Raw genomic sequence first — 18,020 nt, forward strand, 5'->3', positions numbered from 1 at the left:
AAGCGGTCCTGGCCGGGGGTGCCGAACAGGTACAGGATCAGGTCCTGGTCCAGCGTGATGCGGCCGAAGTCCATGGCCACCGTGGTGGTGGTCTTCCCGCCGGTGTGCGTGAGGTCGTCGATCCCGGCGGAGGCCGCGGTCATCACGGCCTCGGTGCGCAGCGGGTTGATCTCCGAGACGGCACCCACGAACGTGGTCTTGCCCACGCCGAAGCCACCGGCCACCACGATCTTCGCGCTGGTGGTCGATCTGGCCGCGCCGCCGTTAGAGCTTGCGAAGTCCACTGAGCACCCTTTCGAGCAGTGTCACGTCCGGCGTGCCGCCGGCTTCTCCGTTGCCCGGCTGGTGGATGGCCACCATGCCCGCCTCGGCCAGGTCGGCCACGAGGATCCGGGCGACACCGAGCGGCATCGACAGCAGGGCGGACACCTCGGCCACCGACTTGACCTCACGGCACAGGTGGCAGATGCGCTGGTGCTCGGGCAGGAGCGTGGCGAGGTGCGCCGGGTCGGCCGTGGTGCTGACCAGCGCCTCGATGGCGAGCTGGTAGCGCGGCCGGGTCCGGCCGCCGGTCATCGCGTACGGACGGACCAGCGGCTGGTCGCCCTCATGACCGTACGGGTCGTCCAGCGACGAGCCACCGTACGGATCGTGAGAGGCGGGGGGCGGGGTCATGAATCCTCCGGGCGTGACAGCAAGCCTTCTGCCGTCTGATGGGGCCGGTGGGGGGCCGGATGGGGCGGCCGGACGATGAACGGTGCCGGGGGCGGTACGTGTGGGGGGCGTACCGCCCCGTCGAGGGTGGGGGCGGGTGCCGCGGCGCGGGTGGGGACCGCTAGTGCAGCAGGCTGCCCTGGAGCTCCGCGCGGAGATCCGGGGTGAGGACGCTGCCGGCCCGGTCGACCAGCAGCGCCATCTCGTAGCCCACGAGGCCGATGTCGCACTCCGGGTGCGCGAGCACGGCCAGCGAGGAGCCGTCCGAGACCGACATGAGGAAGAGGAAGCCGCGCTCCATCTCCACCACGGTCTGTGCCACGGGACCGCCCTCGAAGATCCGGGAGGCGCCCGCGGTCAGCGAGGTGAGCCCGGACGCGACCGCCGCCAGCTGGTCGGCTCGGTCGCGGGGGAATCCTTCGGACATGGCCAGCAGAAGGCCGTCGGCGGAGACCACCACTGTGTGGGACACCCCGGGGGTGTTGTCCACGAAGTTGGTGATCAACCAGTTCAGGTTCTGCGCCGCCTGGCTCATCGCGCTCAACTATCGCTCCTGCTGGTGGTTCGGACCGAGGTGGAAGCTACCCGTGGTCGAGTTGCCCGCCTGACGGCCCTGCTGGATACCGCGGCGCAGGTTGGTGAGCCGGCCGCGGACGTCGTCGGGTGCACGCGAGACCTGGGGGCCGGCCGTGTGGGCCTGCTCCTGGGCGGTCCCGGGTACGAGGTTGGCCTTCGGCACACGGCGCGGAAGACCGGAGGTGGTGACCCCGCCGGCGGAGGGCTTGCGCGCCCGCTCGGCCTGGCGCACCAGATCGTCGTTGGGCGAGGGCCGCCAGGTGGCCGGCCGTCCGCCGTCGGGAGCCTGGCCGGGGGCCGGGCGCTGTGCCGCCGGAGCGGGCTGCGGGACGACCGGGGTCTGCATGGTCCGGTCGAGCTCGGGAGCCTGCTGCTGCGGGTGCTGCGGCTGGGCCTGCGGGGCGGCCTGGGCCTGCTGCTGCCCCTGCTCCTGCTGGAACCAGTTGGTCTCCAGCGTGTCGTACAGCGGGGTCCGCCCGTCGCCCGCGGCCGGCGCCGGCGGCAGGGCCTCCGGACGACGCGGCCGGCCGAGCTGGGGCTGACCGGGCTGCGGCTGACGCTGCTCGGGCTGCTGCGGGACGGCCTGCTGCGGACCGGTGTGCTGCGGACCGGCCTGCGCGAAGCCCTGCTGCGGGTGGCCCGCCTGCGGGAGGCCGGGCTGCCGGGCGCCGAAGTCGTCGCCGGTGCGCTGCTGCGGGGCCTGCCGGTTCTGCGGGGCCTGGGGGGCCTGCGGCACGTAGGGCTGGCTGCCGTACGGCGGCTGGGCCTGGTACTGCGGGGGCTGGGGAGCCTGCGGGGCCTGCGGCGCCTCGAAGTCCGGACGGGCGAACGCCGAGGTGGACGCCGGGTCCTGGTACTGCGGGGCCTGCGGAGCCGTGGGCGCCTGCGGGGCGTTGAAGTCCGGCCGCGCGAACTGGCCCGTCGAGCCCGGGCCCTGCGGGGCGCCGGGCGCGGCGAACGAGCCCGTGGTCTCCCTGTCGTCGTGGCCGCGCGGGGCGTCCAGCGGCGTCATGTCCTGCTGCGGGCGGCGCGCCGGCTGCTGGGCCGGGTCGGCACCCCAGCTCGCGGCCTGCGGGCGCTGCGGCTGCGGGTTGCCGCCGGGCAGCTCGGCGCGCGGGAAGCCGTTCGGAGCACCCGGCGGGTCCTGCTGCTGGGGCTCCTGAGGGGCTTGCGGAGCCTGCGGGGTTCGCGGGCTGCCGCCCCACACGTCCGTGCGGGACGGGATGGCGCTGGCCGCGCCGCCGATGAGACCCGCGCCCGGGCCGGGCTGCGCCGTCTGGGGGAGCTGCGGCAGCTGACCGGTCTGCTCCAGCTGCGCGTGGGCGGGCTGGGGCTGCTGCGGGGCCTGCGGGGCGCCGTCCCGGGCGGGCAGCGCGGTGCGCGGTCCGCCGGCGGGGCCGACCTGGGGACGCGCGGCACCCGGGCCCGCGCCGAGCCGGCCGGCCGGGGCCGAGGTGCCGCCGAGACCCGGACGTCCGGCGCCGGGGCCGCCGGTGGCGGGACCGCCGAGCGCGCCGGGACCGCCGGCCGCGCCCGGGCCGCCGGGGAGACGGCCGCCGGGGGCGTTGCCGCCCTGCGGGGCCGCGCCCTGGGCGCCGGGGCCCGACTTGGGGGCCGGCTTGCGGCCGCCCTGGGCGACGTCGACCGGGAGCATGACGAGCGCGGTGGTGCCGCCCGAGTCGGACGGGCGCAGCTGGATGCGGATGCCGTGTCGCAGGGACAGGCGGCCGACCACGAAGAGGCCCATGCGGCGGGAGACGGAGACGTCCACGGTGGGCGGCGAGGCGAGCCGCTCGTTGATCGCGGCGAGGTCCTCGGGGGAGAGGCCGATGCCGGTGTCGTGGATCTCGACGAGCACGCGGCCGTCGGGCAGGGCGTGACCGGTGACCCGGACCTTGGTCTGCGGGGAGGAGAACGAGGTGGCGTTCTCCAGCAGCTCGGCGAGGAGGTGCACGAGGTCGTTGACGACCCGGCCGGCGACGTCGGTCGCCGGGACCGCGGCCAGTTCGATGCGCTCGTACTGCTCCACCTCGGAGGCGGCGGCGCGCAGGACGTCGACCAGCGGGACCGGGCGGGTCCAGCGGCGGCCCGGCTCCTCGCCGGCGAGGACGAGGAGGTTCTCGCCGTTCCGGCGCATACGGGTCGCGAGGTGGTCGAGCTTGAACAGCGAGGAGAGCTGGTCCGGGTCGGCCTCGCGGGACTCCAGCTCGGAGATGAGCGAGAGCTGGCGCTGGATGAGGCCCTGCGAACGGCGCGAGAGGTTGGTGAACATCGCGTTGACGTTGCCCCGGAGGAGGGCCTGCTCGGCGGCGAGGCGGACGGCCTCGCGGTGCACGTCGTCGAAGGCCGCGGCCACCTGGCCGATCTCGTCCCGGGAGTGCACGCCGACGGACTCGACGGAGGTGTCGACATCCTGCGGGTCGGACTCGGAGAGCTGCTTGACCAGCTCGGGCAGGCGTTCCTGGGCGACCTTGGTGGCGGTGTCCTGGAGCCGGCGCAGCGAGCGGATCATGGACCGGGCCACGACGAAGGCGCCGATGAGCGAGACGCCGAGGACGAGCAGGATCAGCGCACCGTTGATGATGGCCTCGCGCTGCGACTCCTGGCGCAGCTCACGGGCCATCGCGTCCATGTCGCCGAGGAGCTGCTCCTCGATGCGGCCCATGGCCGCGATCTTCGTCTCGTACTCGTCGGTGAAGTTGAGGTAGCCGCGGCGCACGCCGCCCGGCATCGCGCCGTCGGAGGCCAGCACGCGCTCGGCGTACTTCTCGGCGTCCAGGATCGTGGGGTTGCCGGAGTGCAGCGAGTCGGTGAGGTCGGTGGCGTCGCCGCCGGTCCCCTCGTAGATCGCCGTGAACGTCTTGAAGGCGTTGTTCTCACTCTTGAGCGCGGCCTCGCCGTAGAGGCGGTCACCGGGCTGGATCCGGCCGGCGGTCTTGTCGCTGGCCGGCAGGGCGCCCGCGATGATCGCCTGCTGGATGGAGGCGTACTCCTTGGCGGACGAGAACGCGGCGAGCGCGCGGGTCCGCTTGATCATCTCGGGGTTGCTGGTCGCCTGCGCCATGTCCTGCGAGAGGCTGAGCAGCGAGCGGATGAGGCGGCTGTACGCCTCGACCGTCACCGAGTTCTGGACGCCCTTCTGGTAGGCGTTCGTCCGGATGTTGTGGAGGTCGATGACCTGCGCGGCGATGGTGCCGACGTTGGAGCGGATGCTCTGCAGCGCCTCGTCGTCCTCGCTGTTCGGGATGGCCCGGGTGGCGTCGAGGAAGGCGTCGTAGGCGCGGTCCGTACGGCGTCGCGGGTTGGCGACCTGGTAGTCGCTGACCGGACGGCCGTTGGCGAGCGGGCCCGCGGAGAGGTCGCGCTCGGCCTGGAGGGCCTGCGCGAGGTCGGTCGCCTCACGGGTGAGCTTGGTGAGCAGCTGCATGTGGTCGAGCTGCTGCATGTCCTGGAGCGACTCGCTGATGCGGATGCCGCCGAGGCTGGTGGCCGCGACCACGGGGAGGGTCAGCAGGGCCACGAGGCGGGTGGAGATGCGCCAGTTCCGCAGGGCTATTCGGGGGCCGGCCGCGTTCTCGGGCGTCGCGGGCGCGGCGCCCTTGTCGCCGCGCGCGGCGGCGGTCGCGCCGGCCTGCTCGCCGGACTCGGCGTCCGGCCGTGTCCCCTTGCCCTTGCCCTTGCTCTGGGCCTTGCCCTGGCCGCCCGCTCCGGGCGCCTGCTGGGCGGGGCGCGGGGCCGCGGGACCGCGGTCGGTCCCGGCACGCGGTTCCTGCTCCGACGGAGCCTCCGCGCGGCCCTTGCGGGCCGGGGCAGAGCCCGTGCCATCCCTCTTGAAACGTCCCTGCACTAGCGTCGCAACCTCTGGACCAGGCGTCCTTCCGGGTGGAACCGGAGTGGACGGTGTCGGCGTCGTCGGGACGCGTCGGTGCGCCCCAGGTGGTCGTCGGTGACCGGCGCAGATCCCCCTTCTCCGCCACTCGGCCGGCGCTGCGTTGCGCCCCCTGCGTGCCGGCTTCGAACCCGCGGCGGTGCGTGGAATTCCAGCACAGTGCCGGAACTCCAACAAGGGCTGCGGTCTGTACCGCAGGGGGGATGACCAACCGTACGCGACGAGTCACGGGGCGTAGAAGATGATCGCGGAGGATTCGGACTTATCGGCGCCAAAGGTCCGGCATCCCCGTGTGTCCCAGTCGCGATGATCAGGAGCGGAATAGCTGGTTCAGTGGCGGAATGTCCCTTTCCGTAACCTGACATGCGCGTCCGTAATGCCCGGAAAATTCACCCGTTGGTGAGCAAACTCACACCGGAATCGATGTCTTGGCCATGTATTCGAAGGGAACGCCTTGATTTAGCCTGACGCTCTACATCATTCTCGCGCCCGCACGGGCGCCCGTCCCGGACAAGGTCTGCCAGCGCGATGACTGCACCCACGCCCGCCACCACGGCCAACCCGCGCCGTTCCACCCTCGCCCACCTCGCGGACGCCGCCGCCCTCGGCCGCGGCGCCACCCCCGAGTACGCCGCGGAGCTCCCCGGCGCGACGGCCAACCCGCGCCGCACCGTCCTGATGCGGGCCCCCGAGCCGCACGTGCCGGCCTACCTCGCCGAGGCCTGACCGGGCGCCCCACCCGCCCGCCACCGGCGAAAACCGCCGGGAGGCCGCCCCGCGCCGCGTTAGCCTGGAGCGTCAGACTCCAGCCAGTACCAAGTGAGGGGCGACAGCACTCGTGCGCATCGCCAGATTCTCCATCGACGGCAATGTCGCCTTCGGCGCGGTCGAGGGCGAGGGGACCGTCGAGTCCGGCGGCCTCGTCCTGGACATCATCAAGGGCATCCCGTACACCGACTTCGAGCTCAGCGGCACCAAGGTCCCGCTGAGCAAGGTACGGCTCCTGCCGCCGGTGCTCCCCAACAAGGTCGTTGCCATCGGCCGCAACTACGCGGAGCACGCCAAGGAGCTCGGCAACGAGGTCCCCGAGGTCCCGGTCGCCTTCTTCAAGCCGACCACCTCGGTCATCGGCCCCGGCGACGCCATCGAGTTCCCCTCCTTCTCCAGCGAGCTGCACCACGAGGCCGAACTGGCCGTGGTGATCGGCCGCATGTGCCGCGAGGTGCCCCGGGAGCGCGTCAAGGACGTGATCTTCGGCTACACCTGCGCCAACGACGTGACCGCCCGCGACGTCCAGAAGCGCGAGGCCCAGTGGGCCCGCGCCAAGGGCTTCGACACGAGCTGCCCGCTGGGCCCCTGGGTGGAGACCGACCTCGACCCGAGCGACCTCGCCGTCCAGGCCACGGTCAACGGCGAACAACGCCAGCTCGGTCGGACGAGCGACATGATCCGCTCCATCGAGGACCTGGTCGTCCACATCACCGAGGCCATGACGCTGCTCCCCGGCGACGTCATCCTCACCGGCACCCCCGCCGGGGTCGGCCCCCTCACCGTCGGCGACGAGGTCGCCGTCACCATCGAAGGCATCGGCACTCTCACCAACAGGGTGATCAAGCGTGGCTAACGCGATCCGCGTCCGTTTCTGTCCGTCCCCGACCGGCAACCCCCACGTGGGCCTGGTCCGCACCGCCCTCTTCAACTGGGCCTTCGCCCGGCACCACCAGGGCAGCGGTGCTCAGTTCGTGTTCCGCATCGAGGACACCGACGCGGCCCGCGACTCCGAGGAGTCGTACGAGCAGCTCCTCGACTCGCTGAAGTGGCTCGGCCTCGACTGGGACGAGGGCCCCGAGGTCGGCGGCCCGCACGCCCCGTACCGCCAGTCGCAGCGGATGGACATCTACAAGGACGTCGCCGACAAGCTGCTCGCCGGCGGATACGCGTACCGCTGCTACTGCACCACCACCGAGCTCGACGACCGCCGCGAGGCCGCCCGCGCCGCCGGAAAGCCGTCCGGCTACGACGGCCACTGCCGCGAGCTGTCCGCCGAGCAGGTCGCCGTCTACGAGGCCGAGGGCCGCGAGCCGATCGTCCGCTTCCGGATGCCCGACGAGCCGATCACCTTCACCGACCTGGTCCGCGGCGAGCTCACCTTCACCCCGGAGAACGTGCCGGACTACGGCATCCTCCGGGCCAACGGCGCCCCGCTCTACACCCTGGTCAACCCGGTCGACGACGCCCTGATGGAGATCACCCACGTCCTGCGCGGCGAGGACCTGCTCTCCTCCACCCCCCGCCAGATCGCCCTCTACAAGGCGCTGATCGAGCTGGGCGTCGCCCAGGAGGTCCCCGCCTTCGGCCACCTGCCGTACGTCATGGGCGAGGGCAACAAGAAGCTCTCCAAGCGCGACCCGCAGGCCTCCCTCAACCTCTACCGGGAGCGCGGCTTCCTCCCCGAGGGCCTGCTGAACTACCTGTCCCTCCTCGGCTGGTCCTTCTCCGCCGACCAGGACATCTTCACCATCCCCGAGATGGTCGCGAAGTTCGACATCGCGGACGTCAACGCCAACCCGGCCCGCTTCGACCTCAAGAAGGCCGAGTCCATCAACGCGGACCACATCCGCATGCTGGACGTGAAGGCCTTCGCCGAGGCCTGCGAGCCCTGGCTCCAGGCCCCGCACGCCCCCTGGGCGCCCGAGGACTTCGACCGCACGGCCTGGGAGCGGATCGCCCCGCACGCCCAGACCCGCCTGACCGTCCTCTCCGAGATCACGGCCAACGTCGACTTCCTCTTCCTGGCCGAGCCGGTCTTCGACCAGCCCTCCTGGGACAAGGCGATGAAGGGCGAGCCCGCGGCCCTCCTCACCACCGCCCGCGAGAAGCTGGCGGACGCCGACTGGAACGACCCCGAGTCGCTCAAGGCCGCCGTCCTCGCCGCCGGCGAGGCCCACGGCCTCAAGCTCGGCAAGGCCCAGGCCCCGGTCCGCGTCGCCGTCACCGGCCGCACCGTCGGCCTCCCCCTCTTCGAGTCCCTGGAGATCCTGGGCGAGGAGAAGACCCTGGCCCGCATCGACGCGGCCCTGGCGAAGCTCGCCGCCTAGGCGGGAGACCCGCACCCGACGACGGGGGCGGCGCCCGGAGCACTTCCGGGCGCCGCCCCCGTCGGCGTACCGTCGGGGCATGAGCATCCTGGCCGTCGTCTGGGACGTCGACGACACGATCTTCGACTACGCGCGGGCCGACCGGGCCGGGATGCGGGCCCATCTCGCCGCCGAGAGGCTCGACGGGCTGCACGGCACCGTCGAGGACGCCCTGCGCCGCTGGAAGGAACTCACGGAGCTGTACTGGCGCCGCTACGAGGAGGCACCGGCGGGGAGCTGGCAGGACCAGCGCCGCCACCGCGTCCGCGCCTTCCTGGACCGGCCCGGGATGACCGACGCCGAGGCCGACGCCTGGTTCGGCCGGTACGTCGCCCACTACGAGGCCGCCTGGGAGCTCTTCCCGGACGCCCTGCCCGTCCTCGACCGGCTCGCCGCCGACTACCGGCAGGCCGTCCTGTCGAACTCCAGCATCCACGCCCAGGAGCCCAAGCTGCGCGCCCTCGGCGTCCGCGACCACTTCGAGGCCGTCCTGTGCGCCGCCGAGCTGGGCAGCGCCAAACCGGCCCCCGAGGCCTTCCTCGCCGTCTGTACGGCCCTGGGCCTGCCCCCGCACCAGGTGGCGTACGTGGGGGACCGGCCCGACACCGACGCGCTCGGCGCCCAGGAGGCGGGGCTGCACGGCATCTGGCTGGACCGAGCCGGCACCGGCGACGTGCCCGGTCTGCACCGCATCACGGACCTCCACCAGCTCCCGCCGCTGCTCCGCGGGCATACCCGTTTTGGAGCACCGTCCACCTTCGGGTAATGTTCTTCCTGCGCCGAGGGGAGCAAGCCGAAAGGCAAGAACCCGGAAAGCGCAAGCCGAGCAAGATCCCCCTCACGGGGAAGTTGCCCCGGTGGCCTATGGTGTAATTGGCAGCACGACTGATTCTGGTTCAGTTAGTCTTGGTTCGAGTCCAGGTAGGCCAGCTCGCAGAGCTCATCTGCAAACCAGTGGATTGGCATCCACGAGCCCCCGTTGTGTAGCGGCCTAGCACGCCGCCCTCTCAAGGCGGTAGCGCCGGTTCGAATCCGGTCGGGGGTACAGATCCTTCCCGCGGCATCACCTGGGTAGCTCCCGGTGGCACCGATGCAGGATCGCTAGGGCCCCCGTTGTGTAGCGGCCTAGCACGCCGCCCTCTCAAGGCGGTAGCGCCGGTTCGAATCCGGTCGGGGGTACGACGCTGGTCTAACCACGTATTGGTCTATGGTGTAATTGGCAGCACGACTGATTCTGGTTCAGTTAGTCTAGGTTCGAGTCCTGGTAGACCAGCTCGGGTCTGCGGCGGAAACGCCCGCATGATCCAAAGCCCCCGTTGTGTAGCGGCCTAGCACGCCGCCCTCTCAAGGCGGTAGCGCCGGTTCGAATCCGGTCGGGGGTACGCGATCGAGAAGCCCTTCCCTTCGGGGGAGGGCTTCTTCGCTGTTCCCGGCACTGCGCACGGACAACTCCGGCCCACCGCTGCGGCGTTGGAGCGGTGGGCCGGGGAACGTACAGGTGAACAGAGGAAGATCAGCCGTTGCGGCGGAGCGCCTCGCTGAGACGGGCGGCGGCGTCGATGACCGCCTGGGCGTGCATGCGCCCCGGGTGGCGCGTCAGGCGCTCGATCGGACCCGAGACCGACACGGCGGCCACCACGCGGTTCGACGGGCCCCTGACGGGCGCGGAGACGGACGCGACGCCCGGCTCCCGCTCACCGATCGACTGGGCCCAGCCGCGGCGCCGTACGCCCGACAGGGCCGTCGCCGTGAAACGGGCGCCCTGGAGGCCGCGGTGCAGCCGCTCGGGCTCCTCCCAGGCCATGAGGATCTGCGCCGAGGAGCCGGCCTTCATGGTCAGCGTCGAGCCCACCGGGACGGTGTCCCGCAGGCCGGACAGCCGCTCGGCCGCCGCCACGCAGATCCGCATGTCGCCCTGGCGCCGGTAGAGCTGCGCGCTCTCGCCGGTGACGTCGCGCAGATGCGTGAGCACCGGTCCGGCCGTCGCGAGCAGCCGGTCCTCGCCGGCCGCCGCCGCGAGCTCCGCGAGCCGCGGGCCGAGAATGAAACGGCCCTGCATGTCGCGGGCCACCATCCGGTGGTGTTCCAATGCCACGGCCAGCCGGTGGGCCGTGGGTCGTGCGAGTCCCGTCGCCGCGACCAGTCCTGCGAGGGTGGCCGGACCGGACTCCAGGGCGCTCAGGACAAGGGCTGCCTTGTCGAGAACGCCTACGCCGCTAGAGTTGTCCATGCAACGATATTCGCGTCTCACTCTGTGAAACGCAAGTTCAATTTTCCGAGGAACTTGTCACTCTGGTGAGGCGGCCGCACAACGGACCGCACAACGGTCTCTAGTGGTGCCGGCGCAGCCGCCGGCCGGAGGGAAAGCGATGGGTAGGACACTCGCGGAGAAGGTCTGGGACGACCACGTCGTCCGGCGCGCCGAGGGCGAGCCCGACCTCCTCTTCATCGATCTTCACCTGCTGCACGAGGTGACCAGCCCCCAGGCCTTCGACGGCCTCCGGCAGAACGGCCGGCAGGTGCGGCGCCTCGACCTCACCCTCGCCACCGAGGACCACAACACCCCCACCCTCGACATCGACAAGCCGATCGCCGACCCGGTCTCCCGCGCCCAGCTGGAGACCCTGCGCAAGAACTGCGCCGAGTTCGGCGTGCGCCTCCACCCGCTCGGCGACGTCGAGCAGGGCGTCGTCCACGTGGTGGGGCCGCAGCTGGGCCTCACCCAGCCCGGCATGACCGTGGTCTGCGGCGACTCCCACACCTCCACCCACGGCGCCTTCGGCGGCCTGGCGTTCGGCATCGGCACCAGCCAGGTCGAGCACGTCCTGGCCACCCAGACGCTGCCCATGGCCCGCCCGAAGACCATGGCCATCACGGTCGACGGCGAGCTGCCGGCCGACGTCACCGCCAAGGACCTCATCCTCGCCGTCATCGCGAAGATCGGCACCGGCGGCGGCCAGGGCTACGTCCTGGAGTACCGGGGCTCCGCCATCGAGAAACTCTCGATGGAGGGCCGCATGACCATCTGCAACATGTCCATCGAGGCCGGCGCCCGCGCGGGCATGATCGCCCCCGACGAGACCACCTTCGCCTACCTCAAGGGCCGTCCCCACGCCCCCGAGGGCGAGGACTGGGACGCCGCCGTCGCCTACTGGAAGACCCTGAGGACCGACGAGGACGCCGTCTTCGACGCCGAGGTCGTCATCGAGGCCGCCGAGCTGGCCCCGTTCGTCACCTGGGGCACCAACCCCGGCCAGGGCGCCCCGCTTTCGGCGAACGTCCCCGACCCGGCTTCGTACGAAGACCCCTCGGAGCGCCTCGCCGCCGAAAAGGCCCTGGAGTACATGGGGTTGACCGCCGGGCAGCCGCTGCGCGACATCAAGGTCGACACCGTCTTCGTGGGCTCCTGCACCAACGGCCGCATCGAGGACCTGCGCAACGCGGCCTCCCTCCTGGAGGGCCGCAAGGTCGCCGACGGCGTCCGCATGCTGGTCGTCCCCGGCTCCGTCCGGGTCGCCCTGCAGGCCGTCGAGGAGGGCCTGGACAAGGTCTTCAAGGAGGCCGGCGCCGAATGGCGGCACGCGGGCTGCTCCATGTGTCTGGGCATGAACCCGGACCAGCTGGCCCCCGGCGAGCGCTCCGCGTCCACCTCCAACCGCAACTTCGAGGGCCGGCAGGGCAAGGGCGGCCGCACCCACCTGGTCTCCCCCCAGGTCGCCGCCGCCACCGCCGTCCTCGGCCACCTGGCCTCCCCGGCCGACCTGTCCGACGCCGTCACCACCGCGGGGGTCTGAGAACCATGGAAGCTTTCACCACGCACACCGGCCGCGCCGTCCCGCTGCGCCGCAGCAACGTCGACACCGACCAGATCATCCCGGCGCACTGGCTGAAGAAGGTCACCCGCGACGGCTTCGAGGACGGCCTCTTCGAGGCCTGGCGCAAGGACTCAGAGTTCGTCCTCAACCGCCCCGAGCGGCAGGGCGCCACGGTCCTGGTCGCCGGCCCCGACTTCGGCACCGGCTCCTCCCGCGAGCACGCCGTCTGGGCGCTCCAGAACTACGGCTTCAAGACCGTCATCTCCTCCCGCTTCGCCGACATCTTCCGCGGCAACTCGCTGAAGAACGGTCTGCTCACCGTCGTCCTGCCGCAGGAGACGGTCGACGCCCTCTGGGAGCTGACCGAGGCCGACCCGACCGCCGAGGTCACCGTCGACCTGGAGGCCCGCAAGGTCCTGGCGGCCGGGATCGACGCCGACTTCGAGCTCGACGAGAACGCCCGCTGGCGGCTCCTGAACGGCCTCGACGACATCAGCCTCACCCTTCAGAACGAAGCCGACATCGCGGCCTACGAGACGGCCAGGCCGTCCTTCAAGCCCCGTACAATTACGGCCTGAGCAGCGCTTTTCCAAGACTGCGCCCCCCACCCTCCGGTGGGGGGCGCAGTCGCTTGTTGAGACCCTGTCGGGCGACAACTCGCCCTAGATGGCACAATCGGTGCATGGAACGCGACAACCAACTCAAGCTCTACGAGGAAGTCGCCGACCGATTGAAAGAAGCGCACTCCCGGGTGCGCGCACTGCAAGTCCCGGAGGGCGTAAGGATGGCGCTGTCCCGGAAGCTGCTGGTCGTCACGGCCGCGGCGAAGCACGATCTCGCGGACGCGGCGACGCGTCTGGACCGGTTGATGAAGGACCTCGACGAGGGCCGATTCCCTGAAGACGACTGACACCAGGAACTCCGCAACGGCACTTCCGCGTTGCGGCACTAGGGTGATTAGACCGTTTCGTGTTTGATTTGCGGTATATACATGCCTAACGTGCGAAAAAGCTTGAACAGTTTCGTTCCGGCAAAGTCTCCGAAGGGGAAGACGTGAACAAGGCGCAGCTCGTAGAAGCGATTGCCGACAAGTTGGGCGGTCGCCAGCAGGCCGCCGAAGCCGTCGACCACGTGCTCGACGCCATCGTGCGCGCCGTGGTCTCCGGCGACCGTGTCTCGGTCACGGGCTTCGGTTCGTTCGAGAAGGTCGACCGCCCGGCCCGCTACGCCCGCAACCCGCAGACGGGTGAGCGCGTGCGGGTCAAGAAGACCTCCGTTCCGCGCTTCCGCGCGGGTCAGGGCTTCAAGGACCTGGTCAGCGGGTCGAAGAAGCTCCCCAAGGGCGGCGAGGTCTCCGTCAAGAAGGCCCCCAAGGGCAGCCTGACCGGCGGCGCCTCCGCCACCGTGAAGAAGGCCGCGGCGAAGAAGGCCACCACGGCCAAGAAGGCCGCCGCCAAGAAGGCCACGCCGGCCAAGAAGACCACCACGGCCGCCGCCGCCAAGAAGGCGACCCCGGCGAAGAAGACCACCACGGCGGCGGCGAAGAAGACCTCCGCCGCCACCAAGAAGACGACGGCGGCCGCCAAGAAGACCACCGCCGCCGCCAAGAAGGCCACCCCGGCCGCCCCGGCCAAGAAGGCCACCGCCAAGAAGACCGCCCCGGCCAAGAAGACCGTGGCGAAGAAGGCGCCCGCCAAGAAGACCACGGCGCGCAAGACGGCCACGGCCAAGAAGGCCGCCGCCAAGAAGTAGGACGGTCACCGCACGTCCGCCGGGCCGGGCTCTCCGCACGGGAGCCCGGCCCGCGGCGCGTTCCGGAGCCGTACGCCCGTACGGCGGCGGGGGAGCGCGCGGCGGGTTCAGAAGGTCTGGAGCGTCACCAGCGTGATCCGCGGGGCCGCGCCCGGGGCGCCCGGCTCCGTCTCGATCCGCACCCGCTGCCCCGGACGGAGCAACCGCAGGCCGCCCGCGTCGAAGGCCTCCGCCCCGAACTCCACCGGGGTGCCGTCGTCGAGCAGCACACTGCCGCTGCGGGTCTCGGGGTCGTACGTGTACGCGGTCGCCTGCATGGACCGCAGCCTATCCGGCCGCCGCCGGCCGCCGGGCCGCCGTCCGCGGGCCCAGGCCCAGCGAACCCGCCGCCGCCAGATCCTCGCCGGTGTCCACGTCCCGGCGCACGGAATCCACCCCGGCCAGCGTGATTTCCACCGCACCCGAAGACAAATGCCGAAGCCGCGACGCGCCACCGAATGCCGGTTCCAATTCCACCCCCGGCGCCGCCGAGAGGAATGTCGTACCTATTTCGGCGGCATCCGCGAGAAATGCCCTCGGGAATTGCCGGGCGGCCGCCAGGACCCGCGCCAGCTCCGCCGGACGCAGCGCCGGCAGATCGGCGTTCAGCGCCGCCACGCGCGCGTGCGGCCGCCGCTCCCGTACCGCCCGGGCGCCGTGCGCGAGCGCCGCGTTGAGCCCCGTCGCCGGGACGTCCGGCACCACCAGCGCCCCCAGCGCGGCCAGCGCCCGGCCGGCCGCCGGGTCGTCCGTGACCACCACCACGTCCCGGACCTCCGGGCAGTCCAGGGCCGCCGCCACCGTGTCCTCGGCGAAGGCCAGGGCGAGGCGGGGCCGCAGCAGCTCCCCCGCCGCGGGGGCCAGCCGGCTCTTCGCCAGGGCCAGGGGCTTGAGGGGCACGACCAGAGACCAGCCGTCGTCCGCTTCCGTGTTCATCGCCGCCCATTCTGTCCCGCCCCGGCGGTACGGGCCTGTCCCCGGGGCGTACGGTGTCACTCGACACAGCAGGAGCATGGGGCGACACTTGACCCCCTGCCAGCAAGACCCGGAGAAAGGTGCGCCGAGTGCCCCGCCGCAGAATCGGCTTCTGGTACCGCCTCGCGGCGGTCATCGCCAAACCCCCCCTGGTGGTTCTGTTCAAGCGGGACTGGCGCGGCATGGAGCACATTCCGGCCGACGGCGGCTTCATCACCGCGGTCAACCACAACTCCTACCTGGACCCGCTCTCGTACGCGCACTACCAGTACAACACCGGCCGGGTGCCCCGCTTCCTGGCCAAGGCGGGGCTCTTCAAGGGCGGGTTCGTGGGCACCATGCTCCGCAACACCGGCCAGATCCCCGTCTACCGCGAGACCGCGAACGCCCTGGACGCCTTCCGCGCCGCCGTGGACGCCATCGAGCGGGGCGAGTGCGTCGCCTTCTACCCCGAGGGCACCCTCACCCGGGACCCCGACATGTGGCCCATGCCGGGCAAGACCGGCGCCGCCCGCGTCGCGCTGCTCACCAAGGTGCCCGTCATCCCGGTGGCCCAGTGGGGCGCCAACCTCGCGATGCCGCCGTACGCCAAGAAGGACAAGTTCAGCTTCTTCCCGCGCAAGACGCTGATCGTGCAGGCCGGCCCGCCGGTCGACCTCTCCCGCTTCGACGGCCTGGAGCCCACCCCCGAGGTGCTGCGCGAGGCCACCGAGACGATCATGGCCGCCATCACCGCCCTCCTGGAGGAGGTCCGCGGCGAGAAGGCCCCCGCCGAACCGTACGATCCGCGCCGCGCCCGTCGGGCCCTGCGCCGCAAGGCCGTCGAGGGGGACGCCGCATGACCAAGGCCGCCGTCTTCGGCAACGGGTCCTGGGGCACCGCCTTCGCCATGGTGATGGCCGACGCGGGCTGCGAGGTGAGCCTCTGGGGCCGCCGCCCCGCGCTCGCCGAGACCATCAACACCACCCGCACCAACCCCGACTACCTGCCCGGCGTCGAACTCCCCCGGGGGATCACGGCCACCGCCGACGCGGCCGAGGCCGCCGAGGGAGCCGACTTCGCCGTCCTCGCCGTCCCCTCCCAGACCCTGCGCGAGAACCTCGCCGCCTGGGCGCCGAAGCTCGGCCCCGGCACCGTGTTCGTCTCCCTCATGAAGGGCATCGAACTCGGCACCGCCAAGCGGATGAGCGAGGTCATCAGCGAGGTCGCCGACGTCCCCGCCGAGCGCGTCGCCGTCCTCACCGGCCCCAACCTGGCCCGTGAGATCGCCGCCCGGCAGCCCGCCGCCGCCGTCGCCGCCTGCGTCGACGAGTCGGTCGCCCAGCGGCTCCAGGCCGCCTGCATCACCCCGTACTTCCGCCCGTACACCAACACCGACGTGGTCGGCTGCGAGCTCGGCGGCGCGGTGAAGAACGTCATCGGCCTCGCCGTCGGCATCGCCAACGGCATGGGCCTCGGCGACAACTCCAAGGCCACGCTCATCACCCGCGGCCTCGCCGAGACCACCCGCCTCGGCCTCGCCATGGGCGCCGACCCGCTCACCTTCTCCGGTCTCGCGGGCCTCGGCGACCTCGTCGCCACCTGCTCCTCGCCGCTCTCCCGGAACAACACCTTCGGCACCAACCTCGGCCGCGGGATGACCCTCCAGGAGGCCGTCGCGGCCACCAAGCAGACCGCGGAGGGCGTCAAGTCCTGCGAGTCGGTGCTCGATCTGGGCCGCCGCCACGGCGTCGACATGCCCATCACCGAGACCGTCGTCTCGATCGTCCACGACGGAAAGCCGCCGACGGTCGCCCTGAAGGAGCTCATGTCGCGCAGCGCCAAACCCGAAAGGCGCTGACCCGGGACGCTGAGCCGTCCGCGCGAGGCGGCCAGCGGGGCGCTCAGGAGTTCGGACACCGCAAGGTACGCTCATCGCGATATGAGCGAGAACACCCAGAGCCCCCGCAAGCCGCGCGTGGCCGTCGTCTTCGGCGGACGCAGCTCCGAGCACGCCATCTCCGTCGTCACCGCCGGCGCCGTCCTCAAGGCCATCGACCGGACCAAGTACGACGTGCTGCCCATCGGCATCACCCGGGAGGGGCGCTGGGCCCTGACCGCCGACGCCCCGGAGCGGATGGCGATCGCCGAGCGCTCCCTGCCGGACGTCGCCCAGCTCGCCGAGTCCGCGACCGGCGGTGTGGTCCTCCCGGTCGACCCGGCCAGCCGCGAGGTCGTCCTGCACGAGCCCGGCTCGCTGCCGCAGGCCCTCGGCGAGGTCGACGTCGTCTTCCCCATGCTCCACGGCCCCTACGGTGAGGACGGCACCCTCCAGGGCCTCCTGGAGCTCTCCGGCATCCCGTACGTCGGCGCGGGCGTCCTCGCCTCCGCCGTCGGCCAGGACAAGGAGTACATGAAGCGGGTCTTCGTCTCCTACGGCCTGCCCGTCGGCCCGTACGAGGTCATCCGGCCGCGCGAGTGGGACCGCAACCCGGCCGAGGCCCGCAAGAAGATCGTCGAGTTCGCCGCCGACCACGGCTGGCCGCTCTTCGTGAAGCCGGCCCGCGGCGGCTCCTCCGTCGGCATCACCAAGGTCGACGACCTCTCCGGCCTCGACGAGGCCGTCGAGGAGGCCCGTCGCTACGACCCGAAGATCATCGTGGAGGCGCTGCTGCGCGGCCGCGAGATCGAGTGCGGCGTCCTGGAGTTCGAGGACGGCCCGCGCGCCAGCGTGCCCGCCGAGATCCCGCCGGTCACCGACCACGACTTCTACGACTTCGAGGCCAAGTACATCGACTCGGCCTCCGGTCTTGTGCCCGCCCCGATCGGCGACGAGGCCACCGCCGAGGTCCAGCGCCTGGCCGTCGCCGCCTACGAGGCGGTCTCCTGCGAGGGCCTGGTCCGCGCCGACTTCTTCCTCACCGAGGACGGCGACTTCGTCATCAACGAGATCAACACCATGCCCGGCTTCACCCCGATCTCCATGTACCCGCGCATGTGGCAGGAGAGCGGCGTGAGCTACCCCGAGCTGGTCGACCGGCTGATCCAGGCCGCGCTGACCCGCTCCACGGGCCTGCGCTGACCCCCGCGGGGCGCCGGCCGGTCCCGGCCCGGCCGGCGCCTAGGCCGTCTCTTCCGGATCAC

At 71.8% G+C, this 18,020-nt stretch carries 18 protein-coding genes and 5 tRNA genes; 16 read left to right on the forward strand and 7 right to left on the reverse strand.

Annotation, left to right across the window (positions count from 1 at the left end; genetic code table 11):
• The 4 genes from IE245_RS20560 to IE245_RS20575 all read right to left on the reverse strand — a co-directional run.
• A partial coding sequence (locus tag IE245_RS20560) for an ATP/GTP-binding protein (protein WP_189949702.1) occupies nucleotides 1-284 on the reverse strand: 284 nt, incomplete at its 3' end.
• A complete protein-coding gene (locus tag IE245_RS20565; RefSeq protein ID WP_031013914.1) occupies nucleotides 265-675 on the reverse strand; it encodes a DUF742 domain-containing protein in 411 nt (136 codons plus the stop codon). The genes IE245_RS20560 and IE245_RS20565, both read right to left, overlap by 20 nt.
• Before the next feature lie 160 nt (nucleotides 676-835).
• The gene (locus IE245_RS20570) at nucleotides 836-1,249 is read right to left on the reverse strand and encodes a roadblock/LC7 domain-containing protein (protein WP_030496942.1); all 414 of its coding nucleotides are present in this window, start codon (nucleotides 1,247-1,249) and stop codon (nucleotides 836-838) included.
• A gap of 9 nt (nucleotides 1,250-1,258) precedes the next feature.
• Complete coding sequence (locus IE245_RS20575) at nucleotides 1,259-5,137, reverse strand: sensor histidine kinase (protein ID WP_189949705.1); 3,879 nt, start codon at nucleotides 5,135-5,137, stop codon at nucleotides 1,259-1,261.
• A 570-nt stretch (nucleotides 5,138-5,707) separates the two neighbouring features.
• Between IE245_RS20575 and IE245_RS20580 the strand changes: the two genes are divergently transcribed.
• The 9 genes from IE245_RS20580 to IE245_RS20620 all read left to right on the forward strand — a co-directional run bounded on the left by IE245_RS20580 (nucleotide 5,708) and on the right by IE245_RS20620 (nucleotide 9,698).
• Nucleotides 5,708-5,905 carry a hypothetical protein gene (locus tag IE245_RS20580; protein ID WP_189949707.1) on the forward strand — a complete coding sequence of 66 codons (198 nt, stop codon included), beginning with the start codon at nucleotides 5,708-5,710 and terminating at the stop codon, nucleotides 5,903-5,905.
• A 112-nt stretch (nucleotides 5,906-6,017) separates the two neighbouring features.
• Nucleotides 6,018-6,803, forward strand: coding sequence for a fumarylacetoacetate hydrolase family protein (locus IE245_RS20585; protein WP_030496945.1), 786 nt, complete (start codon nucleotides 6,018-6,020; stop codon nucleotides 6,801-6,803).
• Nucleotides 6,796-8,277, forward strand: a complete 1,482-nt coding sequence (gltX, locus tag IE245_RS20590; RefSeq protein WP_189949709.1) for a glutamate--tRNA ligase — start codon at nucleotides 6,796-6,798, stop codon at nucleotides 8,275-8,277. Before IE245_RS20585 ends, gltX begins: the two co-directional genes overlap by 8 nt.
• A 79-nt stretch (nucleotides 8,278-8,356) precedes the next feature.
• Complete coding sequence (locus IE245_RS20595; RefSeq protein ID WP_189949710.1) at nucleotides 8,357-9,082, forward strand: HAD family hydrolase; 726 nt, start codon at nucleotides 8,357-8,359, stop codon at nucleotides 9,080-9,082.
• A 92-nt stretch (nucleotides 9,083-9,174) separates the two neighbouring features.
• Nucleotides 9,175-9,246: transfer RNA gene (locus IE245_RS20600), tRNA-Gln, on the forward strand.
• 42 nt (nucleotides 9,247-9,288) lie between these two features.
• Nucleotides 9,289-9,361 (forward strand) — tRNA-Glu (locus IE245_RS20605).
• 61 nt (nucleotides 9,362-9,422) lie between these two features.
• A tRNA-Glu gene (locus IE245_RS20610) sits at nucleotides 9,423-9,495 on the forward strand.
• 22 nt (nucleotides 9,496-9,517) lie between these two features.
• Nucleotides 9,518-9,589 (forward strand) — tRNA-Gln (locus tag IE245_RS20615).
• Between the two features lie 36 nt (nucleotides 9,590-9,625).
• Nucleotides 9,626-9,698 (forward strand) — tRNA-Glu (locus IE245_RS20620).
• 131 nt (nucleotides 9,699-9,829) lie between these two features.
• Here IE245_RS20620 and ndgR read toward each other — a convergent pair.
• Nucleotides 9,830-10,546, reverse strand: coding sequence for an IclR family transcriptional regulator NdgR (gene ndgR, locus IE245_RS20625; RefSeq protein WP_005311436.1), 717 nt, complete (start codon nucleotides 10,544-10,546; stop codon nucleotides 9,830-9,832).
• Between the two features lie 139 nt (nucleotides 10,547-10,685).
• Here ndgR and leuC point away from each other — a divergent pair, with 139 nt between their 5' ends.
• From leuC to IE245_RS20645, 4 genes are all read left to right on the forward strand, one after another.
• Entirely contained in the window at nucleotides 10,686-12,110 is a 1,425-nt protein-coding gene (leuC, locus tag IE245_RS20630; RefSeq protein WP_189949712.1) for a 3-isopropylmalate dehydratase large subunit, read from the forward strand.
• Between the two features lie 5 nt (nucleotides 12,111-12,115).
• The gene (leuD, locus tag IE245_RS20635; protein WP_189949714.1) at nucleotides 12,116-12,709 is read left to right on the forward strand and encodes a 3-isopropylmalate dehydratase small subunit; all 594 of its coding nucleotides are present in this window, start codon (nucleotides 12,116-12,118) and stop codon (nucleotides 12,707-12,709) included.
• 104 nt (nucleotides 12,710-12,813) lie between these two features.
• Nucleotides 12,814-13,041, forward strand: coding sequence for an SCO5555 family protein (locus IE245_RS20640; protein WP_030750706.1), 228 nt, complete (start codon nucleotides 12,814-12,816; stop codon nucleotides 13,039-13,041).
• Between the two features lie 143 nt (nucleotides 13,042-13,184).
• Entirely contained in the window at nucleotides 13,185-13,883 is a 699-nt protein-coding gene (locus tag IE245_RS20645; RefSeq protein WP_189949717.1) for an HU family DNA-binding protein, read from the forward strand.
• A 107-nt stretch (nucleotides 13,884-13,990) separates the two neighbouring features.
• Here IE245_RS20645 and IE245_RS20650 read toward each other — a convergent pair whose 3' ends face one another.
• Together IE245_RS20650 and cofC are read right to left on the reverse strand one after the other, a co-directional pair.
• Nucleotides 13,991-14,200, reverse strand: coding sequence for a hypothetical protein (locus tag IE245_RS20650; protein WP_169086469.1), 210 nt, complete (start codon nucleotides 14,198-14,200; stop codon nucleotides 13,991-13,993).
• A gap of 10 nt (nucleotides 14,201-14,210) precedes the next feature.
• Nucleotides 14,211-14,858 carry a 2-phospho-L-lactate guanylyltransferase gene (cofC, locus tag IE245_RS20655; RefSeq protein WP_189949719.1) on the reverse strand — a complete coding sequence of 216 codons (648 nt, stop codon included), beginning with the start codon at nucleotides 14,856-14,858 and terminating at the stop codon, nucleotides 14,211-14,213.
• Between the two features lie 128 nt (nucleotides 14,859-14,986).
• Here cofC and IE245_RS20660 point away from each other — a divergent pair, with 128 nt between their 5' ends.
• The 3 genes from IE245_RS20660 (at nucleotide 14,987) to IE245_RS20670 (ending at nucleotide 17,958) form a co-directional block, all read left to right on the forward strand.
• The gene (locus tag IE245_RS20660) at nucleotides 14,987-15,739 is read left to right on the forward strand and encodes a lysophospholipid acyltransferase family protein (protein ID WP_189949721.1); all 753 of its coding nucleotides are present in this window, start codon (nucleotides 14,987-14,989) and stop codon (nucleotides 15,737-15,739) included.
• A complete protein-coding gene (locus IE245_RS20665) occupies nucleotides 15,736-16,737 on the forward strand; it encodes an NAD(P)H-dependent glycerol-3-phosphate dehydrogenase (protein WP_189949723.1) in 1,002 nt (333 codons plus the stop codon). Before IE245_RS20660 ends, IE245_RS20665 begins: the two co-directional genes overlap by 4 nt.
• Before the next feature lie 81 nt (nucleotides 16,738-16,818).
• Entirely contained in the window at nucleotides 16,819-17,958 is a 1,140-nt protein-coding gene (locus IE245_RS20670) for a D-alanine--D-alanine ligase family protein (RefSeq protein WP_189949726.1), read from the forward strand.
• Nucleotides 17,959-18,020: the final 62 nt, after the last annotated feature.

It is taken from the genome of Streptomyces roseolus, assembly GCF_014649855.1.
In the GTDB taxonomy this organism is placed as follows: Bacteria; Actinomycetota; Actinomycetes; order Streptomycetales; family Streptomycetaceae; genus Streptomyces; species Streptomyces roseolus.